At 74.6% G+C, this 25,887-nt stretch carries 27 protein-coding genes and 2 pseudogenes; 8 read left to right on the forward strand and 21 right to left on the reverse strand.

All coding sequences use genetic code 11. From position 1 onward, the window contains the following. The 14 genes and pseudogenes from ACIG47_RS25170 to ACIG47_RS25235 form a co-directional block, all read right to left on the reverse strand. A pseudogene (locus tag ACIG47_RS25170) lies at nucleotides 1-364 on the reverse strand (hypothetical protein); the annotation flags it as partial. A 75-nt stretch (nucleotides 365-439) separates the two neighbouring features. After that, nucleotides 440-670, reverse strand: a complete 231-nt coding sequence (locus ACIG47_RS25175) for a helix-turn-helix domain-containing protein (RefSeq protein WP_397433816.1) — start codon at nucleotides 668-670, stop codon at nucleotides 440-442. After that, nucleotides 670-993, reverse strand: a complete 324-nt coding sequence (locus tag ACIG47_RS25180) for a DUF2975 domain-containing protein (protein WP_397433817.1) — start codon at nucleotides 991-993, stop codon at nucleotides 670-672. The genes ACIG47_RS25175 and ACIG47_RS25180 overlap by 1 nt, the downstream gene beginning before the upstream one ends. A gap of 239 nt (nucleotides 994-1,232) precedes the next feature. Continuing rightward, nucleotides 1,233-2,096 carry an HpcH/HpaI aldolase/citrate lyase family protein gene (locus ACIG47_RS25185; protein ID WP_397433819.1) on the reverse strand — a complete coding sequence of 288 codons (864 nt, stop codon included), beginning with the start codon at nucleotides 2,094-2,096 and terminating at the stop codon, nucleotides 1,233-1,235. Then, entirely contained in the window at nucleotides 2,093-3,301 is a 1,209-nt protein-coding gene (locus ACIG47_RS25190; protein ID WP_397433820.1) for a CaiB/BaiF CoA transferase family protein, read from the reverse strand. The genes ACIG47_RS25185 and ACIG47_RS25190 overlap by 4 nt, the downstream gene beginning before the upstream one ends. Then, nucleotides 3,298-5,370 (reverse strand): SUMF1/EgtB/PvdO family nonheme iron enzyme, encoded by a 2,073-nt coding sequence (locus ACIG47_RS25195; RefSeq protein ID WP_397433821.1) that lies wholly within the window; start codon nucleotides 5,368-5,370, stop codon nucleotides 3,298-3,300. Before ACIG47_RS25195 ends, ACIG47_RS25190 begins: the two co-directional genes overlap by 4 nt. Next, nucleotides 5,367-6,290: a ribokinase gene (locus ACIG47_RS25200; protein ID WP_397433823.1), complete on the reverse strand. Its 924-nt coding sequence runs from the start codon at nucleotides 6,288-6,290 to the stop codon at nucleotides 5,367-5,369. Before ACIG47_RS25200 ends, ACIG47_RS25195 begins: the two co-directional genes overlap by 4 nt. Then, complete coding sequence (locus ACIG47_RS25205) at nucleotides 6,287-7,663, reverse strand: ADP-ribosylglycohydrolase family protein (RefSeq protein WP_397433824.1); 1,377 nt, start codon at nucleotides 7,661-7,663, stop codon at nucleotides 6,287-6,289. The genes ACIG47_RS25200 and ACIG47_RS25205 overlap by 4 nt, the downstream gene beginning before the upstream one ends. After that, nucleotides 7,660-8,829: an ADP-ribosylglycohydrolase family protein gene (locus ACIG47_RS25210; protein WP_397433825.1), complete on the reverse strand. Its 1,170-nt coding sequence runs from the start codon at nucleotides 8,827-8,829 to the stop codon at nucleotides 7,660-7,662. The genes ACIG47_RS25205 and ACIG47_RS25210 overlap by 4 nt, the downstream gene beginning before the upstream one ends. 47 nt (nucleotides 8,830-8,876) lie before the next feature. After that, complete coding sequence (locus ACIG47_RS25215) at nucleotides 8,877-10,151, reverse strand: ABC transporter substrate-binding protein (RefSeq protein WP_397433826.1); 1,275 nt, start codon at nucleotides 10,149-10,151, stop codon at nucleotides 8,877-8,879. Between the two features lie 47 nt (nucleotides 10,152-10,198). Further along, nucleotides 10,199-11,026, reverse strand: a complete 828-nt coding sequence (locus ACIG47_RS25220; protein ID WP_397410926.1) for a carbohydrate ABC transporter permease — start codon at nucleotides 11,024-11,026, stop codon at nucleotides 10,199-10,201. A 4-nt stretch (nucleotides 11,027-11,030) separates the two neighbouring features. Beyond that, nucleotides 11,031-11,987, reverse strand: a complete 957-nt coding sequence (locus ACIG47_RS25225) for a carbohydrate ABC transporter permease (protein WP_397433827.1) — start codon at nucleotides 11,985-11,987, stop codon at nucleotides 11,031-11,033. Then, complete coding sequence (locus ACIG47_RS25230; RefSeq protein WP_397433828.1) at nucleotides 11,984-13,060, reverse strand: LacI family DNA-binding transcriptional regulator; 1,077 nt, start codon at nucleotides 13,058-13,060, stop codon at nucleotides 11,984-11,986. The genes ACIG47_RS25225 and ACIG47_RS25230 overlap by 4 nt, the downstream gene beginning before the upstream one ends. Before the next feature lie 400 nt (nucleotides 13,061-13,460). Then, nucleotides 13,461-14,258, reverse strand: a complete 798-nt coding sequence (locus ACIG47_RS25235; RefSeq protein ID WP_397433829.1) for a CGNR zinc finger domain-containing protein — start codon at nucleotides 14,256-14,258, stop codon at nucleotides 13,461-13,463. A 134-nt stretch (nucleotides 14,259-14,392) separates the two neighbouring features. On the opposite strand from ACIG47_RS25235, the gene ACIG47_RS25240 reads away from it, so the two are divergent. The 6 genes from ACIG47_RS25240 to ACIG47_RS25265 are packed head-to-tail and all read left to right on the forward strand — an operon-like array spanning nucleotide 14,393 to nucleotide 17,761. Then, nucleotides 14,393-14,821: an SRPBCC family protein gene (locus tag ACIG47_RS25240; RefSeq protein WP_397433830.1), complete on the forward strand. Its 429-nt coding sequence runs from the start codon at nucleotides 14,393-14,395 to the stop codon at nucleotides 14,819-14,821. A gap of 59 nt (nucleotides 14,822-14,880) precedes the next feature. Continuing rightward, nucleotides 14,881-15,324: a VOC family protein gene (locus ACIG47_RS25245; protein WP_397410933.1), complete on the forward strand. Its 444-nt coding sequence runs from the start codon at nucleotides 14,881-14,883 to the stop codon at nucleotides 15,322-15,324. A 5-nt stretch (nucleotides 15,325-15,329) separates the two neighbouring features. After that, nucleotides 15,330-15,524, forward strand: coding sequence for a hypothetical protein (locus tag ACIG47_RS25250; protein ID WP_397410935.1), 195 nt, complete (start codon nucleotides 15,330-15,332; stop codon nucleotides 15,522-15,524). Beyond that, complete coding sequence (locus ACIG47_RS25255) at nucleotides 15,521-15,916, forward strand: hypothetical protein (protein WP_397410936.1); 396 nt, start codon at nucleotides 15,521-15,523, stop codon at nucleotides 15,914-15,916. The genes ACIG47_RS25250 and ACIG47_RS25255 overlap by 4 nt, the downstream gene beginning before the upstream one ends. Nucleotides 15,917-15,952: 36 nt before the next feature. Then, nucleotides 15,953-16,579, forward strand: a complete 627-nt coding sequence (locus ACIG47_RS25260; protein ID WP_397433832.1) for a TetR/AcrR family transcriptional regulator — start codon at nucleotides 15,953-15,955, stop codon at nucleotides 16,577-16,579. A gap of 45 nt (nucleotides 16,580-16,624) precedes the next feature. Continuing rightward, nucleotides 16,625-17,761 carry a glycosyltransferase gene (locus tag ACIG47_RS25265; RefSeq protein ID WP_397433833.1) on the forward strand — a complete coding sequence of 379 codons (1,137 nt, stop codon included), beginning with the start codon at nucleotides 16,625-16,627 and terminating at the stop codon, nucleotides 17,759-17,761. A 4-nt stretch (nucleotides 17,762-17,765) separates the two neighbouring features. Here ACIG47_RS25265 and ACIG47_RS25270 read toward each other — a convergent pair whose 3' ends face one another. The 4 genes from ACIG47_RS25270 to ACIG47_RS25285 are packed head-to-tail and all read right to left on the reverse strand — an operon-like array spanning nucleotide 17,766 to nucleotide 21,749. Next, nucleotides 17,766-18,947, reverse strand: a complete 1,182-nt coding sequence (locus ACIG47_RS25270; protein ID WP_397433881.1) for an MFS transporter — start codon at nucleotides 18,945-18,947, stop codon at nucleotides 17,766-17,768. A gap of 47 nt (nucleotides 18,948-18,994) precedes the next feature. Next, the gene (locus tag ACIG47_RS25275) at nucleotides 18,995-20,011 is read right to left on the reverse strand and encodes a CobW family GTP-binding protein (protein ID WP_397433835.1); all 1,017 of its coding nucleotides are present in this window, start codon (nucleotides 20,009-20,011) and stop codon (nucleotides 18,995-18,997) included. Nucleotides 20,012-20,070: 59 nt separating this feature from the next. Then, nucleotides 20,071-20,826, reverse strand: a complete 756-nt coding sequence (locus tag ACIG47_RS25280; RefSeq protein ID WP_397433836.1) for a class I SAM-dependent methyltransferase — start codon at nucleotides 20,824-20,826, stop codon at nucleotides 20,071-20,073. A gap of 23 nt (nucleotides 20,827-20,849) precedes the next feature. Next, nucleotides 20,850-21,749 carry a LysR family transcriptional regulator gene (locus ACIG47_RS25285; protein ID WP_397433837.1) on the reverse strand — a complete coding sequence of 300 codons (900 nt, stop codon included), beginning with the start codon at nucleotides 21,747-21,749 and terminating at the stop codon, nucleotides 20,850-20,852. Nucleotides 21,750-21,837: 88 nt separating this feature from the next. On the opposite strand from ACIG47_RS25285, the gene ACIG47_RS25290 reads away from it, so the two are divergent. Beyond that, nucleotides 21,838-22,641 carry an SDR family NAD(P)-dependent oxidoreductase gene (locus tag ACIG47_RS25290; RefSeq protein WP_397433839.1) on the forward strand — a complete coding sequence of 268 codons (804 nt, stop codon included), beginning with the start codon at nucleotides 21,838-21,840 and terminating at the stop codon, nucleotides 22,639-22,641. A gap of 13 nt (nucleotides 22,642-22,654) precedes the next feature. Here ACIG47_RS25290 and ACIG47_RS25295 read toward each other — a convergent pair. Beyond that, nucleotides 22,655-23,308, reverse strand: a pseudogene (locus ACIG47_RS25295) (NADPH-dependent F420 reductase); the annotation flags it as partial. Nucleotides 23,309-23,384: 76 nt separating this feature from the next. Here ACIG47_RS25295 and ACIG47_RS25300 point away from each other — a divergent pair. Continuing rightward, nucleotides 23,385-24,011: a TetR/AcrR family transcriptional regulator gene (locus ACIG47_RS25300; RefSeq protein ID WP_397433840.1), complete on the forward strand. Its 627-nt coding sequence runs from the start codon at nucleotides 23,385-23,387 to the stop codon at nucleotides 24,009-24,011. 10 nt (nucleotides 24,012-24,021) lie between these two features. Here the strand turns inward: ACIG47_RS25300 and ACIG47_RS25305 are convergent, their stop codons facing one another. Together ACIG47_RS25305 and ACIG47_RS25310 are read right to left on the reverse strand one after the other, a co-directional pair. Next, nucleotides 24,022-25,122, reverse strand: a complete 1,101-nt coding sequence (locus ACIG47_RS25305; RefSeq protein ID WP_397433841.1) for a Gfo/Idh/MocA family protein — start codon at nucleotides 25,120-25,122, stop codon at nucleotides 24,022-24,024. Next, nucleotides 25,119-25,865 (reverse strand): sugar phosphate isomerase/epimerase family protein, encoded by a 747-nt coding sequence (locus ACIG47_RS25310; protein ID WP_397433842.1) that lies wholly within the window; start codon nucleotides 25,863-25,865, stop codon nucleotides 25,119-25,121. The genes ACIG47_RS25305 and ACIG47_RS25310 overlap by 4 nt, the downstream gene beginning before the upstream one ends. Nucleotides 25,866-25,887: the final 22 nt, after the last annotated feature.

Raw genomic sequence — 25,887 nt, forward strand, 5'->3', positions numbered from 1 at the left:
GGGCCTGCGTCGCGGTCACCGCAGCCTTCACCGCCTCCAACTCACCCAGCAGATCCACCCACTCGCCCTGGACCTCCCGCGAGACCAGGCCCGACACGGACGTGTCAGAGGCACCCGGCAGAATCATCCCCGCCAGCGCCTCCCGCACCCCCCGCACATCCGCCACCCCGATGCCTGCACCAATCTCACCGAGCAGCGACGCACCAGACCCACCACCGCCACCGGCCGGCAGCCCACCATCAAGCAACACATCACCGGGCAGCCCACCCTTGGGCAGCCCACCATCAGGCAGCCCACCATCAGGCAGCACCGACCCGGCAGGCTGCCCGCCCGCCAGTCCCCGCACCTCACCCGATCGCGTCATACCATCATCCTATGGCACACCTGTTCGATGTGCTCGCCGAACAACCCCATCCCCACCAGCAGATTCCACGACCCGTCAGCCCTCCGACGACACAGCGTCGCCGCCCGGCACATAGCGCACAAGATCCCCCGGCTGACACTCGAGCGCCACGCAGAGCGCCTCGAGAGTGCTGAACCGGACTGCCTTCGCGCGCCCGTTCTTCAGGACCGCGAGGTTCGCGGGGGTGATCCCGACCCGATCGGCCAGCTCCCCCACCGACATCTTGCGGCGGGCGAGCATGACGTCGATGTCCACGACGATCGGCATCAGATCACCTCGTCGAGCTCGGCCCGGAGCGCCGTCGCCTCGCCCTTCCACCCGACTGCCTTGACGAGCAGGCCACGCAGGACGGCAACGAGGAGCGCGACCCCGCCCGCCAGCACGGCGCACCCGATGAGCGCGAGCCCGATCCCGGGCTGCATCCCGTGGTCCAGGGTCTGCACCGTCAGCCACCCCAGGAGGCCGAGCGCCAGCACGCAGGATCCGGCGGAGGCCCAGATCATCAGGTCGACCCACCGGAACGCGCCGAGCGAGAACACGGCGTCGCGACCGACCAGGCCGAGAAGCTGCCAGATGCCCACGAGCACCATCTGGCGGGCACCAGCACGGCCACCGACCAGGCGAGGGTGGGCGCGCGGAGGCGCGCAGTCTCGGGATAGGCCGATGCGACACCGGCCGAGAGCTCCGGGAGCACCACCAGCTGAACCAGCAGGGTTCCCAGCAGCAGTACGACGATCACGAGCCGCAGAAGCCGTGTCACGAGCGGATTCATGACCCTCCTATCGAAGAACGATAGAAATCTATCGCTTCGCGGGGGTCCTGCCAAGCGTCAGCCCTGCCCCAGCCCCACCACCCACCGCGCCCGCTCCACCATCGCCACGTCGAGAAACGTCCCGTCCTCCAGCGCCACGGCCCCGACCCCCTCGGCCGCGGCACCACGCACCCGGTCGAGCACCTCCCGCGCGGCCGCCACCTCGGCGGCCGACGGCAGGAACGCCGCCCGGATCGTGTCGAGCTGCCCGGGGTGGATCGCCGTCCGCCCGGAGAAACCCAGCCGCCGCCCCACCAGGCACGACGCCGCCAGCCCGTCCAGGTCGCGCACGTTCGTGTACGCCGACATCACCGGCGGTGCCAGCCCCGCCGCCCGCGCCGCGACTACCACGCGGCTGCGCGCCCAGGTCAGGCCCGCGTCGTCGGAGACCCGCAGGTCGGAGCGCAGGTCCGCCTCGCCCAGGCCGATCGAGGCGACCTGCGGCGACGCCGCGGCCAGCTCGAACGCCCGCTCGACGCCGAGCGCCGACTCGACCAGCAGGTGCAGCGCCCGGCCCGGCAGCGCCTCCGCGAGCTCGCGCACCTCACCGGCCGACTCCACCTTGGGCACCCGCACGCCGATCCCGGGCGGCAACGAGCCGAGCAGTGCGACGTCGTCGGCGTGCCACGGCGTGCTGCGGTGGTTGATCCGCACCTGGACCGCCCCGGCCGGCCGGCCGGCGCCCGCGCCGGATCCCGCCGGCCCCGCGAGGATCCGCCCGGCGTTCTCGCGCGCCTCCCCCTTGCGCGACGGCGCGACGGCGTCCTCCAGGTCGACCAGCACCGCGTCGGCGGCAGAGGCCAGCGCCTTGGCCACCCGGTCGGGCCGGTCGGCGGGCACGTACAGCAGGGTCAGCGGCGGAGCGCCGGCCGTCCGGGTCATATCGCCCCCTCCGCGCGCAACGCCGCCACCCGCGCCGGCGAGAACCCCAGCTCCCCCAGCACCTCGTCCGTGTCCGCGCCGTGCGGGCGGCCCGTGAAGCCGATGACGCCGTCGTTCTCCGAGAGCCGGAACAGCGGCCCCTGCATGAGCATCGGCCCCAGCTCGGGATCCTCGATCTCGTGGATCGTCCCGAGCGCCCGGAACTGCGGGTCGGCCACGATGTCGCGCGCGTCGTACACGGGGGCCACCGCGGCCTGGGCCTCCTCGAACGCCGCCACGACCTCCTCCCGTGTCCGGCGGGAGATCCAGCCCCCGACCGCCTCGTCGAGCTCGTCCGCGTGCCGCGCCCGGTCCACGCCGCGCGCGAACCACGGCTCGTCCACGAGCTCCGGCCGCCCCACCAGGCGCATCACGCGCTCCGCGATCGACTGGGCCGACGTCGAGACGGCCACCCAGTGCCCGTCGCTCGTGCGGTAGGTGTTGCGGGGCGCGTTGTTGCTCGACCGGTTGCCGGTCCGCGCCTGCACCGTGCCGAGCTGGTCCCAGCGCGTGATCTGCGGCCCGAGCATCGCCAGGATCGGCTCCACGATCGCGGTGTCCACGACCTGCCCGCGCCCGGTCCGCTCGCGCGCGGAGAGTGCCGTCATGATCGCGAACGCCGTGGCCAGCGACGCGACGCCGTCGGCCAGGCCGAAGGGCGGCAGGGTGGGCGGACCGTCGGGCTCGCCGGTCATCGCGGCGAACCCGCTCATCGCCTCGGCCAGCGTGCCGAATCCCGGCCGCGTGCGGTAGGGCCCGGTCTGACCGAAGCCCGAGACGCGCGCGAGCACCAGGCGAGGGTTGCGCGCCGACAGCTCCTCGTACCCCAGCCCCCAGCGCTCCAGCGTGCCGGGCCGGAAGTTCTCGATCACGACGTCGGACCGCTCGGCCAGCGCCAGGAACACCTCGCGCCCGCCGTCCGACCCCAGGTTCGCCGTGATCGTGCGCTTGTTGCGGCCCAGCGTCTTCCACCAGAGGTTGACGCCGTCCTTGGCCGCACCGTGCGTACGGGACGGGTCGGGCCGCTCGGGATGCTCCACCTTCACGACCGACGCCCCCAGGTCGCCCAGGTGCATCGCGGCCATCGGACCGGCGAACAGCGTGGACGCGTCCACGACGCGCAGGCCCGCCAGGGCGCCGTCGGCGGCGTCCCGCGAGACGCTCATGCCCGCACCTCCCACGCGCACCGGAACCCCACCGTCGCGCTCCGCGCCAGCCCGAGCCCCGGGAGCAGCAGCTTCACCGAGTAGTCCGGCGCGTGCCGCCCGCCCTCGACGTACCAGTCCGAGTCCGCGGCCCGGTAGTCGCTGCCGCCCTTGAGCATGACGAACCGGGTGCGTCCGTCGCTGTGCTCGCTCTCGGTCCAGTTCCAGACGCCGGTGCCCGGCCGTGCGACGCCGAAGAGACCGGGCGCGGCCTCCCCCGCGAGCTGCCACTCGTCCTCCGTGGGCAGCCGACCGCCGCGCCACGCGCAGTAGGCGCGGGCGTCGTCGAGGTCGACGTAGGTGACGGGCTCGTCGCCCGCCGCCGGCACGCCACCGGCCCAGTGCGCCAGGAACCGGTGCGGCTGGGCGGGCGTGTAGCCCGTCGCGGCCAGGAACTCCGCGAACTGCGCGTTCGTCACCTCCGCCGCGGCCACCGCGACCGGCGCGGGCAGCGTGCCGTCGCGCTGGAGCGTGCGCGCGTCGTGCAGGCGCGGCGGCAGCGGCTTCCACTCGTCCACGTACGGCGCGCCCTGGTACATACCGGTCTCCCGGGCGCGGTAGCGGACGGTCAGGGCGTAGGCGCCCTGCGGTACGACGACGGCGTCCGGCTCGGACGTACCCGACGGCGGAACCGACCCGACCGGCGCGTACGTCACCGGGGTGACCTGTGCGGCCGCCTCGCCCACGCGGCGGGCGAGGCGGTGCGGGAACCGGGCGTCGGGGTCGTGCGGGACCGCCGCGAGGGCGTCGAGCAGGTCCGGCAGCCAGGCCGGGTCCGCGACACCGTCGGCGACGTGCAGCAGCGCGGCGATGCCCCGCCCGGGCACGACGACGTCGGCCGACGTGCCAGGCGCGCTGCCAGCCTGTCCGTCCGTGAACGGGAACAGCCGCCCCGACGCCCGCTCCGCGGCCTCCGTGGCCAGCACCTGCCCCGCGTAGTCCGACTCCCCGCGGTTCACCAGCGTCCAGAGCGTCACGCCGTCGAGCGACCACGTCGAGGCGTACACGCCCGCGGCCTCGGCGTCCGGTGAGAGCGGCGCCAGCGGCGTCCACTCGCCGTCGAGCAGCAGGTCGCGCGCCGCGCGCTGGACGGTCACCAGGCGACGCACCGTCGCGGCGTCGCGCCGGGACCAGCCCACCCACACCCCGAACACGACCTCCCACACCATCACGCCCACGCCGTTCAGCCACGCGGACTGCAGCTCCTCGGAGTGGTCCCGGTGCCAGCGCCGCACGTGGTGCTGCATGTGTCGGCGCTCGTACCAGTGCGCCCGCAGCACGCCCGGCACCGGCGAGTCGGCGAAGAACTGCGCCCAGGACGAGGAGTGGTCCTCGATCCGCTCGACGGGCAGCTTGGACTCGCCCTCCAGCACGATCCCGGGCCGCGCCGCCTCCAGCCGCGCCACGAGCTCGGGCTCGGCCTTCTTCAGCGTGTCCAGGAAGACGCCGTCCGCCCCGAGCTCGGCCACGACCGCGGCGAGCTCGGTGAGGTCGTCGGCCCCGCGCCGCGTGCCGACGTCCCACGGGTTGTAGTCCACGAACACGTGCATCCCGGCCTCGTGGAACGTCGCCACCAGCGCGTCCAGGCCGGGCACGTCGCGGTAGAAGTCCCACTGGTTGCGGTCGTCCAGCCCGATCACCGGGTACGCGTGCCACAGCACGACGGCGTCCAGGCCGCCGAACCGCTCGGCGGCGTCGGCCAGGAACCGCTCGGGCGTGAACCGGCGCTCCTCGAACGAGTAGAGCAGCTCGTCCCACAGCCACACCTGCGCCACGGTGCTGCACCGCGCGGCCCACGCCGCCTCGGGCCGTGCGTAGGCGGCGCCCGTGTATCCGTGGCGGGCCCGGGCGTCGGACCGCCAGGCCCGCAGCATCTCGCGCCACGCCGGGCGGTCGGCAGGGTCCGCGGGACCCGAGAAGATCTTGGCCTCGTCCAGCGCCGCGCTCCGCTCGGCGGTCAGCGGCCCGACGACGACGTCCGTCGGCCGGTCGATCGGCCGCGGGACCAGCGGGTCGAAGGTGTAGCTCATGGTGCCTTTCCCAGTGTCTCGGCCAGCGCTGCCACGTCGGCGGCGTCCGGCACGGCGTCCTGTGCCCCGGGCCGGGTGACGGCGAGCGCCCCGGCCGCCCCGGCCAGCCGCGCCGCCTGCGCGAGGCCGGCGAGCCCGGTGCGGGCCAGCGCCGCGGCGAGGACGCCGCAGGAGGTGTCGCCCGCGCCGGTGGTGTCGACGGCCTCGACCCGCGCGGCCGGGACCCGCACCTGCTCCCCGCCCCGCCGGGCGACGAGGCTGCCGTGCGAGCCGAGGGTCATGACCACCGCGGGCACCCGGTCCAGGAGGGCTGTGGCGAGGGCCTCGGGCGTGCCGTCGGCGGCGTCGTCCACCAGGTCCGCCGCTTCGTGCTCGTTGACGACGAGCACGTCGACCTGCTCCCACAGCGCCTCGGGCAGCTCCCGGGAGGGCGCCGCGTTGAGCACGAACAGCGCACCCTCACGACGCTCCCGGGCCGCGGCCACCACGGTGCCGAGCGGGATCTCGAGCTGTGCCAGCACCACGTCCGCGGCCGCGATCCGGCGGGCCTGCGCCGCGCCGACCCGCACCCGCGAGTTGGCGCCGGGGGCCACGACGATGGCGTTCTCGCCGTCGGGCGACACGGTGATCAGGGCGGTGCCCGTCGGGGCGTCGACGCGGTCCACGGTGTCGGTGCGCACGCCCGCACCGCCGAGCGAGGCGAGCAGCAGCTCGGCGGAGTCGTCCCGGCCCAGGGCGCCCACGAACGTGGTGTCCGCGCCCCCGGCCCGTGCCGCCGCCACGGCCTGGTTGGCGCCCTTGCCACCCGGTGTGCGGCGCAGGTCGCCGCCCAGGATCGTCTCGCCGCCGGCGGGGTGCCGGGGCACGTCCACCACCAGGTCCACGTTGGCCGAGCCGACGACCACGACCCGCCCGGTCATGCCGCGCCTCCGGCCAGGGCCACCGTGCGCGCCGCGAGGTCCGCGACGCGCTGCTCCCCGCCCGGCAGGGACGTCGCGATGCGGCCGTCCAGGGGCGCCGCCCACTGCTCGCCGATCCCGTCGGGGTGCAGCGCCCCGACCACGCCGCCGACGGTCGCCGCCGCGGAGTCGGTGTCCCACCCGGCGGTGACGGCGATCGAGACGCTCGGCCCGAACGCACCCCGGCCCGCGGTGAGCGCGAACGCGATCACCGCCGCGTTGTTCAGGGTGTGCACCCAGTGCAGGTGCCCGTACTCGGCGTGCAGCCGGTCGAGCCCGGCGCGGACGCCCGCCTCGCTGCCGTCGCACTCGCGCCCCAGTGCGCGTCCGAGCCGCACGGCGGCGGCCAGCCGGCTGCCCGGCGGCACGACGGCGTCCGCGGCGTCCAGCACGTGCTCGACGTCGTCGGCGACCACGGCCGCCGCGGCGAGGGCCGCCGCCCACGCCGCCCCGTAGACGCCGTTGCGGGTATGGCTCAGGCGGGCGTCGGCCCAGGCCAGGCGGGCCGCGCCGCGCACGTCGCCGGGCGTGACCCAGCCGAGCAGGTCGGTGCGGATGAGCGCGCCGATCCACTCGCGGAACGGGTTGTGGTGCGTGGCCGTCTCCGGCACGGGCCGGCCGTCGAGGATGTTCCGGTAGGCGGCGCGCTCGGCCGTGAAGGTGCGGCCGGCGGGCAGGTTGTCGAGCCAGAGCTGCGCCACGTCGTCCGTGGTGAAGGCGCGGCCGTGCCGTTCCAGGAGCGCGAGCGCGAGGATCGGGTAGTTGAGGTCGTCGTCCTCGGGCATCCCGGCGATGTTCTCCTCCAGCGACGTCGGCGCCGACCGGCGGTTCCACGGCCACCGGGCGGCGACGTCGTCGGGCAGGCCGACGGCCGTGAAGTAGCGCGTCAGCGGCCAGCGGCCGGTCGCGCGCAGGATCTCCTCGATGCCCTGCCGCGGGATCTTCTCCACGGGCTTGCCGAGCAGGCAGCCGGCCGCGCGGCCCGTCCAGGCACCGGCGACCCGGGTCGCGTACGCCGCCTCCGGCTCCGCGCCGGCCGGACGACGCGGCAGGTCGGGCGCGGGCGGCAGCAGCGCCTCGACCTGCTCCCAGGTGTCCGGCTCGTTCGGGGCCGCGGGGGCGGGCCGGGCGTCGAGCTCGTCGAGCAGCGTCCGGGCGAGGTTCCGCAGCGCCGGGGGCGCGGGGACCGGTCCGGCGCCGCTCACCGCGGGCGTCGGCTCGCCGCCCGCCGCGACCCAGCGGTCGCGCACGTCGGCGACGTCCTTGCCCTCGTGCGCCGACTGGACCAGCTCGTGCGCCAGGAGATCCTCCGGCTGGGCCCAGGTCAGCCTCACGCGGGGTCACCCGCCCCGACCGCGTCGAGGGCCGTGAGCCGGGACAGCGCCCGCTCACGATCCGCCCGCAGGATGTCGGTCGCCGCCGAGGCCATGAGGCGGCCTGTCTCGCGGACGTCCATCTTGCTGGCGGCCTCGACCTCGTCCAGCCACTCGGCAGGGACGACGCCGCTGCCGCCCAGCCCGGCGGCGACCGCACCGGCCATGACGGCGATGGAGTCGGCGTCGCGGCCGTAGTTCACGGCGGCGAGCACGGCACCGCGGTAGTCACCGCGGTGGGCGAGCAGCAGGCCGAGCGCGACCGGCAGCTCCTCGATCGACTTGGTCCGCGACGGCCGGCGCGCGTCCATCGACATCTGCCGGTACTCCGGCCCCACCGAGTCGTACGGTGCCACGACCTCCCGCACGAGGCGGGCGAGGCGGCGTTCCTCGTCGTCGGTCCTGGGCGGCTCGGGCCAGCCGTCGACGGCGTCGACGACGGCGCGGAGGGCGGCCGCCGTCCCGTCGTGCGCCACGTCCAGGGCGGCGGTCACGACGTCGTCCAGCGTGGCCCCCGGGGCGACCGAGGCCGCGACCATCGCCGCGAAGACCCCGGCCGCCTCGCGGCCGTAGCTGGACTGGTGGGCGCCCGTGAGGTCGATGGCCTCGGCGTAGGCGCCGCGGGGGTCGCCCGCGTTCGCCAGCCCGACGGGCGCGGCGTACATCGCAGCCCCGCAGTTGACGACGTTGCCGACGCCCGCCTCGCGCGGGTCCACGTGCCCGTAGTGCAGCCGGGCCACCAGCCACTTCTCGGCGAGGAACACCCGCTGGAGCAGCAGCGCCGTCGACTCGAGCTCCGGGATCCAGCGGGGCTCGCCGATCATCAGCGGCACCAGGTCCTCGGCCATGGCGTACGCGTCCAGGTGCGCGCGCCGCTTGGCGTACACCTCGACGAGCGCCCTGGTCATGAGGGTGTCGTCCGTGATGTGCCCGTCGCCCTTGTGGTACGGGGCGATGGGGCGGGCGTCCTGCCAGTTCGGGTACCAGGGCCCGACGATGCCGCGCACGCGGCCCCCGTGCCGCTCCTCGATCTGCTCCGGCGTCCAGCCCTCGGTGGCACCACCGAGGGCGTCACCCACGGCGGCCCCGGTGATGACGGCCACCGACCGGTCCTCCAACCAGCTCACGGATTCTCTCCCTCGTCGTTCCTGCGTCGGTCAGTGTCGGTCCGTCGTCACTGCGTGATCTCGTCCCAGCCGCTCGTGAGCTGGTCGGCGAGCTCCGCCTCGTCGGTCTCCTGCGCCAGGTAGCGCTGGTAGGCCGGCGTCGCCACCGTGTCCTTCCACTGCGCGTAGGAGTCGGCGAACAGGTATGGGGCGGAGACGAAGTGCTGGCCGCCGGCCAGGATCGTGCTCCAGCCGTTCTCGTCACCGAGCTTCTCCGTGAGGGCCTCCTGGGCCGACGTCGTGGCCGGGATCAGGGCGTCCGCCTCGTTGAGCGCGGCCAGGTGCTCGGTCTGCGTGAAGAACTCGATGAACTGCGCGGACTCCTCGACGTGCTCGGAGTCGATGTTGACCGACAGGGTCTGCGGGTTGGCGGCCTGCTGCGCGCCCTCGGGGCCGGCCAGCGGCGGCAGCGCCACCCAGTCGAAGCCCTCGGGGGCGTCCTTGGCGATGTTCGCGGCCTGGTAGGAACCCTGCACGGTCATCGCGGTCTGCCCGGCGTAGAAGGAGGCGATGGCCTCCGACCCGGACTGGGTCAGCGTGACGGGCAGGATCGACTCGTCGTCGTAGGCCATGGCGTACACCAGCTCCGGCAGGGCCATCTCGCCGTCGCCGATGGTCACGGCGGCATCCTCGCCCGTGCCCTCGAAGTACGTGCCGCCGAACCCGGGCGCGAGCGACATGAACGCCGCCGTCGGGCTCGACAGGCCCCAGCCGAGGCCGTAGACGTCGCCCTTCGTGGTGGCCTGCGCGATCTCACGCAGCTCGTCCCAGGTCATGGTGTCGCCCGTCGGGATCTCGACCCCGGCGTCCTCCAGCAGGGCCCGGTTGGCGAACACCACGTACGACTGCAGCTCGGTCGGGTAGGCGACCACCTGGTCGTCCACGGTGACCGACTCGAGGATGCCCTCGGGGATGTCCGCGCGGCGCTCGTCCGACATGAGGTCGGTGAGGTCGGCGAGGTAGCCGTCGCGGGCGAAGGACACGATGCTCGCGGCCTCGTAGTGGATGATGTCCGGCGCGGCACCGCCGTTGAACTGGGTGATCAGCTTGTCGTACACGCCGTCCCAGCCCGCCGGCACGATCTCGACCTGGACGTCGGGGTTCTCGGTGTTCCAGTCCTCGACGATCTGCTCGGTCGCGGCGATCGCGGCCGGCTGGTCGGACAGCGCCTGGAACTTCAGGGTCACGGGGCCGTCGTCGGCGGCGTCCCCGCTGCCGCAGGCGGCGAGCAGGAGGGTGCTGGTCGTGAGGCATGCAGCGATGAACACTCCACGAGACTTCATGGGTCTGCCTTTCGGGTCGGTGGTGCACGTGCGGCGGCGGAGGCTGGTCATCCCTTGACCGCCCCGGCCATGAGGCCGCCGATGAGCTTCTTCTGCATGATCGAGAAGAAGACGATGCTGGGGATCGCGGCGAGCACGGAGCCCGCGGCGAGCGGACCGAGCGCGACCTTGCCCTCGCCGCCGATGAACGTCGACAGCGTGATGGGCAGGGTGTAGTTCTCGGGCGACTGGAGCAGGACGAGCGCGAAGAAGAACTCGTTCCAGGAGGACACGAAGCTGAACATCGCCGTCGCCACGACACCGGGCGCCAGCAGCGGGAAGACGATGCGGCGCAGCACCACGAGGCGGCTGCCGCCGTCCATCGCCCCGGCCTCCTCGAGGTCCACGGGGATGGCGGCCACGTAGCCCTGGAGCATCCACAGCGCGAACGGCAGCGTGTAGGTGGTGTGCACCAGGATCAGGCCGAGCAGGCTGTCGGTGAGGCCGATGGTCCGCAGGATCAGGAACAGCGGCAGCACCACGAGGATCACCGGGAAGACCTGGCTCACCAGGATCCAGCCGACGCCGGCCGCCCGGATCGCACCCTTGAGCCGGGCCAGCACGTAGGACGCCGGCAGGGCGATCAGGATGACCAGGGCGGTGGACGCCAGTGCGACGACGGCGCTGTTGGCGGCCGAGCTCACCAGGCCCTGCCGGGCGAGGGCGTCGGCGTAGTTCTCCCAGTGCCACTCCTGCGGCAGCAGGTTCACCACGAGGGAGTTGAGCTCGGCGGACGACTTCACCGACGCCGAGACCAGCCACAGCAGCGGGAAGCCCAGGAAGAGGATGTAGCAGGCCAGCGCCACGTACTGGGCGGGGCGGACGAGTGCGCGCATCGACTCAGCCCTTCTTCTCGGCACGGTCGTCGCGCAGCTGCGACCGCAGGTAGAGCGCCAGGAGCGCGACGACCACGACGACGAGCACGACACCCATCGCCGCCGCGTACCCGATGTTGCGGTTCTTGAACGCCTCCAGGTACGTGAACAGCATCGGCAGCATCGTGCGGCCGCCGGGCCCGCCCTCGGTCAGCACGTAGACCAGCGAGAACGAGTTGAAGTTCCAGATGAAGTTCAGCGAGGTGATCGAGGTGACGACGGGCCGCAGGCTCGGCCAGGTCACGGCCGTGAAGCGCCGCCATGCGCCTGCGCCGTCCATCGACGCGGCCTCGTGCAGCTCCGCCGGGATCTGCTGCAGCCCCGCCAGGAGGGTCACCGTGGTCTGCGGCATGCCCACCCAGACGCCGACGACGATGACGGCGGGCAGCGCGGTCGAGAAGTCGGCGAGCCAGTTGATGTCGTCCGGCAGGCCCAGCGAGCCGAGGAACGCGTTGAGCGGCCCGGCGTTGGGCGAGTAGATCATCTTCCACATGATCGCCACGACGACGGGCGGCATCGCCCACGGGATCAGCGCGAGCACGCGGGTGAGCCCCTGCAGCTGCAGGCCGGAGTTGAGCAGCTGCGCGAGCCCCAGGGCGGCGACGAGCTGGAGCAGTGTCACGGCCACGGCCCACACCATGCCGATGCGGAACGACTCCCAGAAGAACGAGTTGCCCGCCAGCCGCGTGAAGTTGTCGACGCCCACGAACTGGTAGTCGGGACGGCGCACCAGCTCGGCGTCGGTGAACGCCAGGAGCAGGCCCATGAGCAGGGGCGCCACCGACAGCACCAGGATCGGCAGCAGGGACGGCATCACCAGCGCCGCGGCCTCGCGGCGTCGGGCGCGTTCCATGCCGGTCGCGGCGCGACGGCGCCCGGACCGGGGCGGCGACGGCGGCCGGGGTGAGGCGAGGACGGTCATCGGGCGCTCTTCTCCTTCGAAGCGGCGGGGCGGACGGCGGTGTCGGCGGTTGCGGTGGTGTCGGCGGTGGACTCGCGCACCACGAGGTGGGGGCCGATGGCGATCTGCCGGGCGGGCTCGACGGCGTCGCCCACCCGGTCCAGGACGAGCTGCGCGGCGGCGCGGCCGCGGTCGGCCGACCCGAGGGACACGCTGGTCAGGCTGGGCTGGAAGACCCGGCCGATCTCGGTGTCGTCCATCCCGGTGACGGCGAGGTCGCCCGGCACCGACAGCCTCAGCTCCCCCGCGGCCCGGATCACGCCGATGGCGAGCAGGTCGTTGGCGGCGACGACGGCGTCGAACCGCCCGGCGGCCGGGGTGCGGGCGAGCAGACGACGGGCGGCGTCGAGCCCGGCGGAGACGGTGAAGTCGGCCGCGCGCTCCGTCTCGGCGTGGTCGCCCTGGAAGCCGGGGGCCGTCGTCGCGGCGTCGAACCCGCGCTGGCGCGCCGCACCCGGGGTGGTGTCCAGGGGGCCGTTGACGAACCCGATGCGCCGGCGTCCGATCTCGACGAGGTGCGCGACGGCCTGGCCGAGGCCGGCCGCGGAGTCCGTGGAGACGGAGTCGATCCCGTGCTCGTCGAGCGAGCGACCGATCACGACGACGGGCACGGGCGCCTGCTTGATCGCCTCGACAAGCGCGTCGTCGGTGCGCAGCGGGCTGACGATCAGGCCGTCCACGAACCCGCTGCCGAGGCTGCGGACCAGGTCGACCGTGGATGCGACGGTCTGCCCGGTGGACATGACGACCACCCGGTAGCCGTGCGGCGCGAGCACCTCGTGGATCGCGGTGAGCATCTCGACGTACACCGGGTTGCCGATGTCCGCGACGGCGAACGCGACCTGGAAGGTGCGCTTCATCCGCAGCGAGCGGCCGGTGGCGTCGGGGCTGTAGCCGAGCTCGGCGGCTGCGGCCCGGACCCGGTCCACCATCGCCTGGCTCGCCCCGGTGCCGTGCAGCGCCCTCGACGTCGAGGCGAGCGACACCCCGGCGCGCTGGGCCACCTGGATGAGGGTGGCGCGTGATGACGACACTGTCTCTCCACTTCGGCGTGAGGTTCCGGGCGTCGGGTGCGGCGCCGGTTGGAAACGTTTCCAGGTTGCGGGTGCGGAAGACTGGAAACGTTTCCGGTGATGAGCGTCAGTGTGGCATCGGCGGGGACGGGGCGTCAAGCGGCGGGGGTGTGGGGCGCTGGGGGTGCTGTGGCGGGGCGGGCGCGGGGCCCGGGGGCCGGGGGCCAGCACGAGGCGGGGCGGGCGCCAGGGCCGGGGGGCGGCGGGGAGCGCCGGCGGGAGGTCCAACTCGGCAGTGCGCTTCTACCCAGTCATTGGGCCCAGAATCACAGTGGATTGTGGGCCCAATGACTGGGTAGAAGCGCACTCTTCGTCGGAGGACCAGGGAGGCGGGCGGCGGCGTCGCGTCCGGAAGCCCGGGTCAGGGGCGGGTCGACGTCGGGGTCGGCGTGCGGTGGCGGGAGCGGTAGGCCGAGACCTTGACCCGGTTGCCGCACGTCCGCATGGCGCACCACTCGCGGCGGTGCCCGCGGGAACGGTCGAGGTAGACCTGGGTGCACTCCGGACGGCCGCACTCGCGCAGCAGCTCTGCGTCCGGGCCGCCCAAGATCTCGACGGCCTCACGGGCGATCGCCGCGAGGCCCTGGGCGGCTGAGCCGGCACGGCGGGTGGCCGACACGGCCCCGCCCGCTTCGAGCTGGACGACGAAGGGCGGCTCGGCGGCGTGCCGGTTCAGGACGGCGAGCGCCGCCTCGATCGCCGCGGGATCGGCGGGAGCAAGCGTGCCACCCGGAGCAGTCGCGCCACCCGGAGCAGTCGCGCCAGCGGGAACGTCCACACCAGAAGAAGCACCCGCACCAGAAGAACCGCCTGCACCAGCGGAAGCACCCGCCGCAGCCGCATCGGCCAGCTCGGCCGAAGCCGCCACATCGACACCCGCGGCCAGGGCGACGGCGAACCGCTCGGCGCGCGCCGCGAGCGCCGCCCGCCCGCCGAGGCGTTCCTCGACGAGCAGGTACAGCGCCTCGCGCAGCTCGACAGCCGTCGCGAGGTCCGCCTCGTCGGCGTGCGGGGCGGCGTCGAGCATCCCGGACTCGACGAACCAGTCGTCGAGGAGCGCCGGCGTGCCGAGCTTCTCGGTGGGGACGGGATTGCGGCGGGCGCGCAGCGTGCCCAGGAAGTCGAGGGCGAGCGTCCCGCAGGGGAAGGCGTGGTTCACGTAACCATTCTGAACGGTGACCGGTGTGACGCACAACCCCCTGTAACCAGTTTGACGAGTTACCGAAGCTGTGCCACAGTTCCTGACATTGCCAGTAACCGATCAGACCGGTTACACGAACCGAGGAGAACGTCATGACCGCCGTCCGCTTCCACATCACCTCCGCACTCAGCCCGGAGGACGCGCTGCGGGTGCTGACCGACTTCAGCCCGGCCCGGGCCGAGGCCTGGCCCACGATCGACGCCGACCACCTCACGGTCCACGCGCAGGGCGACACCTGGGCCGAGGTGACCGAGGGCACCGCCGCCGCCTGGGAGCACGCCCGGTACGAGTGGGACGCCGAGCGCGGACGCGTCGACATCACCACGCTGGACTCGAAGGTGTTCGGACCCGGCGGCGGCTGGGTCTTCCAGGTCACGCCGGACGACGGCGGCAGCCGCATCGACGTCGAGCTGACGCGCCGTCCGCAGACCTTCCAGCGCAAGCTCCTCGCCGCGCTCCTCCCCCTGGTGGGACCGGCGTCGCTCAGCAAGTCCTTCGCCGGGCCGCTCCAGGCCCGCTGACCTCCATCCACCACCGAGAAACACCACCGAGAAACAGCACCGAGAAACGGAGAGAAACCATGGAACTCAAGCTCGAGGTCGTCGTCCTGCCCGTGTCCGACGTGGACCGCGCCAAGGACTTCTACGCGGGGCTCGGCTGGCGGCTCGACGCCGACTTCGCCACCGAGCGCGGCCTGCGGGTCGTGCAGCTCACGCCGCCGGGGTCGGCCGCGTCGATCATCTTCGGCGAGCACCTCACGGACGCCACGCCCGGCTCGGTCCGCGGCCTGCACCTCGTCGTGACCGACGTCGCCGCGGCTCGCGCCGAGCTCGCCGAGCGGGGCGCCGACGTCAGCGAGGTCTGGCACGACGAGGACGGCGTCTTCCACTGGGCCGGCGGCGCGCACCGCGTGCCCGGACCGCACCCGGAGCACGACAGCTACGCGTCGTTCGCGTCCTTCGCCGACCCCGACGGCAACGAGTGGGTGCTCCAGCAGGTGGTCACCCGCCTCCCCGGGCGGTGACGGCGATGACCACCGACCAGGAGATCCTGCTCGACCTGCTGAAGCAGGCGGCGACGGCACACGGCGTGCACGAGAAGGAGGAGCTCGGCGGCGTGTACGACGAGAACTGGCCTGCGTGGTACGCCCGGCACATGGCCCGTGCGCTGGCCGACCAGGGGTATCGCATCGTGCGCGACACCGAGCCGGGAGACCCGCGATGAGCCGGCTCGACGAGGCGGAGCAGATGCTCGCCTCCGCACCGCCGCCCGCGGTCGAGCGGGTGCACGCCGACGCCTTCGCCCGGCTGACGCCGGAGCAGCGGGAGGCGGTGCGCGAACGGCTCACCGCCAGCACCGGAGAACCGCCCGCCGACGCGTCCCCGGCCACGCTGGGGCGCGCGGCGGCACGGGTCGAGGGCGGGCAGCGGGGTGCGCTCGCCCGGGCGCTCGGTGCGGATGCGCCGGGGACGGCGCTGAGCGCTGCCGTGGGCGACGCGATCCTCGCCGCGGTGGCGGCCTACGCGGCGTCGTCGGCCCTCTGGGAGGCGTGGGGCGCCGAGGGGGACGACGAGCCACCGGTGTACGGCGGCGGGATCGGGGGCTTCGACTTCTGACCCCGCCGGACACGGCCGCCCTTCTACAGTGGGGACGTGCCACGTACCTACCGTTCCCCCGTGCGCGAGCGCGCCGCCGCCTCCACCCGGACCGCGATCCTGGACGCCGCGGAGGCGCTGTTCGCGGAGCAGGGGTACTCCCGGGTGACCATCGGGCGCATCGCGCAGGAGGCCGGGGTCGCGCAGGGCACCGTCTACGCCTCGTTCGGCAGCAAGACGGCGCTGATCCGCGGGCTGACCGAGCGCGCGGCCGAGGACGGCAGCATCGGCGCCGCGCTCGCCGCCATCGACGAGGCGTCCGACGGCCGCGCCATCGTCGACCTGTCCGTGCGCAGTACCGGGGACCTGGTGCGGCGGCACGGCCGGTTCATGGCCGTGCTGGTGGGCAACGCCGCGGTGGACCCGGTCATCGGGGAGACGTTCGAGGGCACCGAGCGCCTGCTGCGCGAGCGGTTCCGGCGGATCGTCGAGCGGCTGGACGCGGTGGGAGCGCTGCGCCCGGGCCTGACGACGACGCGGGCCACCGACGTCCTGACCTACTACCTCGGCCCGGAGTCCTGGCTACGGCTGCGCGGCCTCGGCTGGGGGTGGCCGGCATGCCAGGACTGGTTGCGCCGGGAGGTCCTGTTCGCGCTGTGCGACATCGGGGACGGCGACGCCTGAGCAGGGACAACGTCGCCCATTGGATGAAGCAGTACGCTAATCAATATGCGGATACTCTTCTCAAGCACCCCGGCCCACGGACACCTGCTGCCCCTGCTCCCGCTGGCCCGCGCCTTCCAGGAGCGCGGCGACCAGGTGGCGGTCCTGACGGCCGGGGTCTTCGCCCCGGTCCTGGCACCCGAGGGCATCGAGCTGCTCCCGGCGGGACCCGCCGCGGACGTCCTCTTCGCGGAGTCGGGCCGCCGGACCGGCGTCGACGCGGCCGCGAACCCGACACCCGAGGCCGTGGCGGAGTTCTTCGCGGGCACCCGGATCGACCTGACCGCGGACGAGGCGCTGGCCGCGGCCCGGCAGTGGGCGCCGGACCTCGTCGTGGCCGAGGCGATGGACTTCGTGGGCCCCCTGGTCGCGGCGGCGCTGGGTGTCCCGCTCGCCACCCACGCCTTCGGCCCGGCGGTCCCGCCCGAGTTCACGGACGGCATCGCCGAGGTGGCCGCCGCCCGCTACGCCGCACGGGGGCTGACCCCGGTCCCGGCCCGTTGGTACGTCGACCCGTGCCCCGACCTGCTCCAGGCACCGGGCTGGGCGCCGGCCGCCACTCGTCTCCCGCTCCGGCCCGAACCCCACCGCGGCCCGGGCGCCGCCGGGCCCGCCCCGGCCGCCGGGCCGCGCGGCGGCGACCGGGCACGGGTGCTGGTCACGTTCGGGACCCACTTCTCCGACCCCGCGGTGCTGACCCCGATCCTGGCCGAGCTGCGTGCCACCGGCGCCGACCTGGTGATCACCCTCGGCCTCACCGCGCGAGCCGAGGACTACGACCTCGACGACGACGGCATCACCTTCGCCCCGTTCACCCCGCTCGCGGACCTGCTGCACGACGTCGACCTCGTGGTCACCCATGGCGGCGCCGGCACCACGCTCGGCGCCCTGGCCCGCGGCCTGCCGCTCGTCGTGGTGCCGCAGGGTGCCGACCAGTTCCTCCAGGCGGCCGCGGTCGAGAGGGCCGGGGCGGGGATCGCCGTGCCGCCCGGCGCCGACGTGCCGCAGGCCGTCGCCAAGGCGGTCACCGCGCTGCGGTCGGACGGCACGCACGCCGCGGCGGCCCGCGCCGTCGCCGACCAGGTGGCGGCCATGCCGTCGCCCGGCCAGGTCGCCGCGACGCTGGCGGCCGCCCTGGCCTGACGGCCTAGCTTCTCCGCCGGCCCGCCACCGCGCACCCGGCGACCACCACGCACAGCGCGGCGGTGGTCAGCAGGCCGACGGAGAAGCCGGCCCCGGCCGCGACGAAGCCGACGACCAGGGATCCGAGCCCGGTCCCCGCGTCGAAGCCGATGTTCCACACCGCGCTGGCCAGGCTGCGGTCGCGGTCGGGCACCGCGGCGAACGCCGTGACCAGGGTCAGGTTCTGGAGGCTGCCGTACGAGACGCCGACGAGCGTCATGCCCGTGACCAGCCCGGCAGCGCCCGGACCGCTGCCCGTGAGCGCCCACGCGCACAGCGCGAGACCGCCGGCGCACAGCACGAGCAGCGGCGGCACGAACCGGCCGGGTCCGTACCGGTCGGCCAGGCCCCCGACGAGCCACCGCGACAGCGCGGCGGCGGTCGTCAGCCCGAGCAGGCCGGCCATCGCCGCGACGGCACCGTGGCCGAGCTGCGGGGCGAACGTCAGCAGCGCGCCGCCCGGCGTCGTCACCGCGAGCAGCACGACCGAGGGCAGGGCGAGGGCCAGCAGGGTCCGCGCCCGGGGCGCCGCCCGGCCCCCGGCTGCGGGCGCGTGGCCGGGGGTGGCGTCGAGGCGCCGGCCGAGGGCGGCCGCGAACGGCACCGCCAGGGCGGGCAGGGCGCCGGCGACGAAGACGACCCGGAAGTCGACGCTCCCGGCGATCCAGGCCGCGGTCGGCGTGAGCAGCACCTGCGGGGCGGCCACCGCGAGTCCGTAGACGCCGATCGCCCGGCCCCGGCGCGCGGCGTCGACGAGCTCGGCGATCGCTGTCGCACCGCACACCGTCACGATCGCGAACCCCGCGCCGCGCACGGCGGAGGCGGCCAGGATCCAGCCGAGCTGGTCGGTGAGCACGAGCGCGAGCGACGGCAGGCCGAGCAGCAGCACGCCGGCCACCAGCGTCGTGCGCCAGCCCACGCGGCGCAGCGCCCACGGCACCGTGGTCTGGAACAGCACCGTGGCCAGCATGAGCACGGCGTTCACGAGCCCCGCACCGCCCTCGTCGGCGCCGCCGTGCACGGCCCACAGGGGCGCCGTCGGCAGCAGGAGCGCGTACCCCGCGAAGCCGAGGAGCGACAGGAACACCAGGGGCCGCACTCCCGGTACCCGCAGGATCGGCTGGTTCGGGCTGGCCGGGGCAGGCATGCGGTTCACGTGGACCCACCCTAGGCTCCCCGGCGAGCCGCACGTGCTCAGTCGCTCAGCCGCCGGTAGCGCTGGAGCCGGGCGAAGCCCGCGGCGTCGGGCCGCTCGGCGGGTGTCAGGGCGCGTTCCAGGCGCGCCCGCACCTGGCCCACCTCAAGGTGCATGCCGATCGCGACGAGCTCGCCCGGGCCGCCGTCGCCTCGTCCGGCGGCACTCGCCACGTGCACCGAGCGGCCCACCACGTTGACGACGTAGCCGCGCAGGCTGCGCCCGGTGTCGACCGTGACCCGGCCCTTGATCCGGTAGGCGCCCGGCGGGGGATCCTCCAGGAGGTCGACCAGCAGGCCCGGGCGGACCGGACCGGGCGCCGCGACCGTCACGGCGTCGGCATGCTCGTGGTCGTGCGCCCGGGCGTCGCGCAGCAGCGCCGCCAGCGGGAGCTGGTCGGGCGGGTCCTGCGTGGAGGCGGCGTCGTAGACCAGGGCCGGGTCCACGCGCCCGTGCGACGTGCGGACCACCTGGGCCGCGGGGTTGCGCTCCCGCACGCGAGCCTCGATGCGCGCGAGCGTGCGCTCCCGCTCCGCGGCAGGCAGCCGGTCCGTCTTGTTGACCACGACGAGCGACGTCACCGCGTACCGCGCGGGCGGCGCACCGCCGCGGTCCACGGTGCCGAAGTGCTCCACGGCGTCCACGACGTCGACCACTCCCCCGGGGCGCACCCGCTCGACGCCGCTGAACCGGATCAGGCGCGACAGGGTCACCGGGTCCGCGATGCCGCTCGCCTCCACGAGCACCACGTCGAGCCCCAGGCGGGGGTGCGTGAGCTTCTCCAGCGCGTCGTCGAGGCCGCCGGCGTCGGGCAGGCAGCACAGGCAGCCGCCCGCGATCGACGCCGGCTCGTCGACCTGGCCGGTGACCAGGCCCGCGTCGACGTTGACGGTCCCGAAGTCGTTCACCACCACGCCGACCCGCGCGCCCGGCTGCTGCAGCAGGTGGTTGAGCAGGGTGGTCTTGCCCGCGCCCAGGTGCCCGGTCAGCGTCACGACGGGTACGCGTCCGCGCACGGTGCTCCTCCCGGTGGTCCGACGGCGCCGTCACGGCACCGCCAGGATGATAACCGTTCTCAGGAAGGCCGGCGTGCCACGGCCCAGCGGAACGCGTTGACCAGGCGGTAGCTGCCGTCCGGGCGCCGGAACGGCGCGGCCGCACCCAGGATCACCGGGGCGAGCTCCTCGACGGTCGCGGGCGACTCCCCGAACAGGATGCCGCGCACCAGGTCCGTACCGTCGCGGACCACCCACGGCACCGACGTCACCCCCTCGTCGAGCACCGTCCAGCCCGCGTCGCCGAGCACGGCCGCGAGCCCGCCCTCGACCCGCAGCGGGCCGTCCTCGGGCGGCTCCTCGCCGTCGGCCTCGGCGAGCGCGGCGTTCAGCGCGTCGAGGTCGTTCCGCGCACGCTCGGCCCACCCGGCCAGGCCGAGCACGCCGCCGGGCACCAGCACGCGGGCCGCCTCGGCCAGGGCGTCGTCCGGCTCCGCCGCGAACTGGAAGGCGTTCACGGCGAGCACCGCGTCGAGGCGGCCGCCCTCGAACGGCAGGTGCTCGAAGTCGCCACGCCGGACGTCCGCGCCCACGGCGCGCGCCCGCGCGAGCTCGACCATGCGGCGCGCCGGGTCCACGCCGTGGGCCTGAGCGCCCTGGTCCTGCAGGTGCTCCAGGAGCTCGCCGCTGCCGCAGCCGACGTCGAGCACCCGCGACCCGGCGCCGATCCGGGCGGCTCGCAGCAGGGGCTCCCACACGGGCCGCGCGAAGGAGCCCCAGTACCGGCCCCAGTCGTCGGCGACGGCGGACCAGGGATCGTCGGCGCGGGAGGGCATCCTCGGAGGTTATCCGACCGTGGTCAGCGCAGCCCGCGGGCGACCTCGCGGAGCACGGCCACGACCGCGTCCACCGCGGCGGACCGGTCGGCCCGGGTGACGGCCACCGCCGCCCGGCCGAGCCAGGCGGGGTCGTCGACGCGGACGGTGACGACGTCGGCCGGCAGGCCGGGGGCGGCGAGCTCGGGCAGCGTCGTGATGCCCAGCCCGGCGGCGACCAGCCCGAGCCGGGCGAGCCACTCGCGCGCCGTGTACGCGACCCGGGGCCGGAGCAGGGTGGGCCAGGCCCCGAACTGCGGGTCGCCGCGCAGCCCCGTGCCGACCACCCACTCCTCGTCGGCCAGCTCCGCGACCGGGACCTGGTCGCGCCCCGCGAACCGGTGCTCCCGCGACACCGCCACCAGGGACCGGCCGTCCACGAGATGGTCGCGGCGCAGCCCGTCCAGGTCGTAGGCGGGCAGGTCGGCGCCCATGCCGATGACCGCGACATCGAGGCGGCCCGACCGCAGGGCGCGTAGCTGCGCCGGGGTCGACGCCTCGTGCAGCTGCACGGTCACGCCGGAGTGCCGCTGCCGCACGGCCGCGACGGCGCGCGGCGCGAGGACCCACGCCGCCGTGGGGAACGCACCCAGCACCACGCGACCGCCGAGCGGGTCGGCGAGCCCCGCCAGGTCCGTGCCCACGGCGTCGAGCTCGGCGAGCACCACGGCGGCGCGGCGCGCCACCAGCGCACCCGCCGGGGTCGGCGCCACGCCGCGCGCACCGCGCACGAACAGCGCCGCGCCTGCCGCGGACTCGGCCGCCGCGACCTGGCGGGAGACGGCGGACTGGGTGTACCCGAGCAGGTCGGCCGCCGCGGTGAAGGACCCGGTGCCGACCACGGCGTGGACCACGCGCAGCGCGGTGACGGTGAGCTCAGCCATGGGCCCATCATGAGCCATGCTGTTCGGTCATGTCTTGCGTGCGAAAGAGTCGCTGGTGGAATGGCTGGCGCCGCCGCACGATGGAGGCATGCACACCACATGGTTCATCACCGGAGCATCCCGAGGGCTCGGCCGCGAGTGGGCCGAGGCCGCGCTCGACCGCGGGGACCACGTCGCCGCCACCGCCCGCGACGTGCGCGCGCTCGAACCCCTGAGCCAGGCGTACGGCGACGCCTTCGTGCCGATCGCGCTCGACGTCACCGACCGGGCCGCCGTCCTCGGCGCCGTGGAGCACGCCGTCGAGCGGCTGGGGCGCCTCGACGTGGTCGTGAACAACGCCGGGTACGGGCAGGTCGGCATGGTCGAGGAGATCACGGAGCAGGAGCTGCGCGAGCAGCTCGACACCAACTTCTTCGGCACGGTCTGGGTCACCCAGGCGGTGCTGCCCGTGCTGCGCGCGCAGGGTTCCGGCCGGATCCTCCAGGTCACCAGCGAGGGGGGCGTCCGGGCCTTTCCCGGCTTCGGCGCGTACCACGCCTCCAAGTGGGCGGTGGAGGGACTGACCGAGGCGCTCGCCCAGGAGGTGGCACCCTTCGGCGTCCACGTCACGAACGTCGAGCCCGGACCGTACGCCACCGGGTTCGGCCCGGGCCTGCGCGTCAGCGCCGAGCACCCGGACTACGCCGAGGTGCGCGTCGCCACGGCGCCGGAGTTCGAGCTCGGGGACCCGCGTGCGACCCGCGACGCGCTGCTGCGCATCGCCGACGCACCCGAGCCGCCGCTGCACGTCTTCCTCGGCAAGCCGCTGGCCGACGTCGAGCAGATCTACGCCGACCGGCTGCGCACCTGGCGTGCGTGGGAGCCGGTCGCGCAGGAGGCGTTCGGGGCCTAGGCCCCGGGCGCGGTCAGAGGACCCGCTGCGCCTTGGTCAGGTTCTCCCGCAGCTCCTCGGCGTTCTGCCGGGAGACGTACGCCGGGCGGTCGCGCTCGAAGCGCCACGACTCGCTGAGCGGGCCGGCGCTGACGGTGTCGAAGCCCGCCTCGTCGTAGATCCGGGTGACCAGCTCGACGGCCTCCGGGTAGTCGCTCGCGGTGGCCAGGGCCCGGCGGTCCTCCGTCCCGGCGGGCGTGCCGTCGGTGGTGATGCTCGCCGCGACGATCTGGTTGAACGCCTTCACGACCTTCGACGTGGGCAGGTGCTCCTGCAGCAGGCCCGCGGTGGTCGCCTCGCCGCGGTCGAGCGCCTCGACGTGGCCGTCGCGCTCCCAGTAGTAGTTGTTGGTGTCGAGCACGATCTTGCCGGCCAGCGGCTCCACCGGGATGTCACGGTAGGCCTTGAGCGGGACGGAGACGACGGCGACGTCCGCTGCCTCGGCCGCCTCCTGGGCCGTGGCCGCGCGGGCCCGTGGCCCGAGCTCCTCGACGAGACCGGCGAGCGTCTCCGGCCCGCGGGAGTTGGCGATCACCACCTCGTGACCCTGCGCGATCACCACGCGGGCGACCTGGCTGCCGATGTTTCCTGCTCCGATGATGCCGAATGTGCTCATACGGTCGGCAACCCCGGGCGGTCGCCCGGCATTCCGCCCGCTCCCGCCGTCCCGTCCGTTCGTACGATCCGTTCGTACGATGGCCCCCATGGTGAACGGCGACACGGCAGACCGGGCGCGGTCGTACCGCAAGGCCCCCGAGCGGCGCGCGCAGATCCTCGCGAGCGCCATCGCCGTGTTCGCCGAGCGCGGGGTGGGGGCGTCCCTGCGTGCGATCGGCGAGGCGATCGGGGTCTCGCACGCGGCGCTGCGCTACTACTTCGCGAACCGCGACGAGCTGCTGGTCGAGGTCTACCGGGCGCACGAGGCCACGGTGCGCGACGCCACGGCCCACCTGCCGTCGGCGCCGCAGGAGGTCTCGGCGGTGGCGATGATGGAGCGCAGCGCCGAGCGGAACCGCTCGATCCCGGGCCTGGTCGAGCTGTACGCGACGCTCACGACCGACGCCCTGCAGGCGCAGCAGCACCCCCAGACGCGCGAGTTCGTGCGGGAGCGGTTCCGCCGGGTGCGCACGGACCTCGCCGGACGGGTCCGGGCCGGGCAGGCGGCGGGCACGATCGCGGCCGACGTCGACCCGGACGACGCCGCCGCGCTGGTCGCGGCGGCGTCGGACGGGCTCCAGCTGCAGTGGCTGCTCGACCCCGACGCCGTGGACGTCCGCCGGTCGCTGGCGCTGTTGGAGCGGCTGCTGCCGAGCCGCGGGCCCGACGTGTGAGCCGCGCGCGCTACCCCGTCGCCTCCGCCGGGTCCCAGCCCTCCGGGAGCGGGGCGACCGGTGCGACGGCGGAGGCGATCTCCACCGCCTGCCCGGTCTCGGCCGCGTCCCGGACGGCGAGCAGGACGTCGAGGACGTGCGCCGCCAGAGCCCCCGAGGCGCGCTCGGTGCGGCCGTCGCGGATCGAGCGCACCAGGTCGACGACGCCGGCCCCGCGGCCGTACCCCGCGCCCTGCGCGGGCAGCACCGTCGGCTCGTCGGAGCCGTACCGCCACAGGGCCGAGTCGCCGTCGAACCCGTTCGGGTCGGGCAGCACGATGGTGCCCTCGGTGCCGTTGACCTCCACGAACCCCGACCGGGGCAGGGCGTGCTGGAACGAGAACGTCGACTGTGCGGACCGCCCCGGCCCGAACTCGATCAACGCGGCGTGGTGGGTGGGCACCTCGACGTCGAACACCTCGCCCGCCCGCGGCCCGCTGCCGATGACCCGCCTCGTGCGTGAGGTGGAGGCCACCGCCTGCACCCGGGTCGCGGAGCCGAGCACGTGCACGAGCGTGGTCACGTAGTAGGGGCCCATGTCGAACAGCGGGCCCGCACCGCGCGCGAACAGGAAGCCGGGGCTCGGGTGCCACGACTCCGGGCCGGGCACGTGGAACATCGTCGTCGCCGTGAGCGGCTCCCCGATGTCGCCGCGTGCGATCGCCCGCAGCGCCGTCTGGAGGCCCGCGCCCAGCACCGTGTCCGGGGCGCACGCGACGCGCAGGCCGCGCGCCTGCGCGTCGGCGAGCAGGGCGGCGGCCGCCGGAGCGTCGAGGGCGAGCGGCTTCTCGCTCCACACGTGCTTCCCGGCGGCGAGGATCCGGTGACCCACGTCGGCGTGCACCGCGGGGACCGTGAGGTTCACGACCACGTCGACGTCGTCGCGCGCCAGCAGCTCGTCCACCGTGCCCGACGCCGGCACGCCGTACGCCTCGGCCTGGGCCGCCGCCCGAGCGAGGTCGAGGTCCGCGACGAACCGCACCTCGACGTCGGCGTACCGGGTCAGGTTCTCCAGGTACTGGGTCGAGATGTTGCCCGCCCCGATGACGCCGACACCGGCCGGCGCGGTCATCGGTCGTGCTCCGTCAGCCAGGCCAGCGACCGTGCGATGCCGTCGAACACGTCGCCGGCGTAGGCGTCGAACTCGATGACGCGGGTCGCCGCCGGGGCTGCGGCGAGGATGGCCGGGACGTCCACGTCGCCGGAGCCCGCGGGCTCCTGCCGGTCCACGTCGCCGTCGAGCGTGCCGTCCTTGACGTGGACGAGCCGCACCCGGTCGCCCAGCCCCCGCAGCAGGGCCGGCGCGTCCGCTCCCCCGACGGCAGCCCAGTAGGTGTCCACCTCCAGCACCACCTCGGGCGCGAGGTGCCCGACGAAGACCTCCAGCGCGTGGCGGCCGTCCAGGCGGGTGCTCAGCTCCCAGGCGTGGTTGTGGTAGCCGAACTCCAGGCCGCGCTCGGCCGCCACCGCCGCCAGCGCGTTCACCCGGTCGGCGAGCCGGGCCACCTGCTCGGCCGTCTGCCACTGGTCCGCGGGCAGGAAGGGGTCGATCACGGTGTCGATCCCGAGCGCGGCCGCGGCGTCGAAGATCTCCTCGGGCGCGTCGGCGGCGAGCACGGGCGCGTGGCCCGACGGCGCGCTCACGCCCGCTGCCGCGAACGCCCGGAGGTAGTCGTCGGTGCGCTGGTGGAAGCCGTACGGCTCCACGTACCGCAGACCGATCTCGGCCAGGCGCGCCACGGCACCGGCCAGGTCTGCGGCGACAGCGTCCCGGACCGAGTAGAGCTGGACAGAGGTCGGCGTGGTGGTCGGCATGAAACTCCCTCGTTCGGCCATC

The organism is Promicromonospora sp. NPDC052451, from assembly GCF_044547525.1.
Lineage (GTDB): Bacteria > Actinomycetota > Actinomycetes > Actinomycetales > Cellulomonadaceae > Promicromonospora.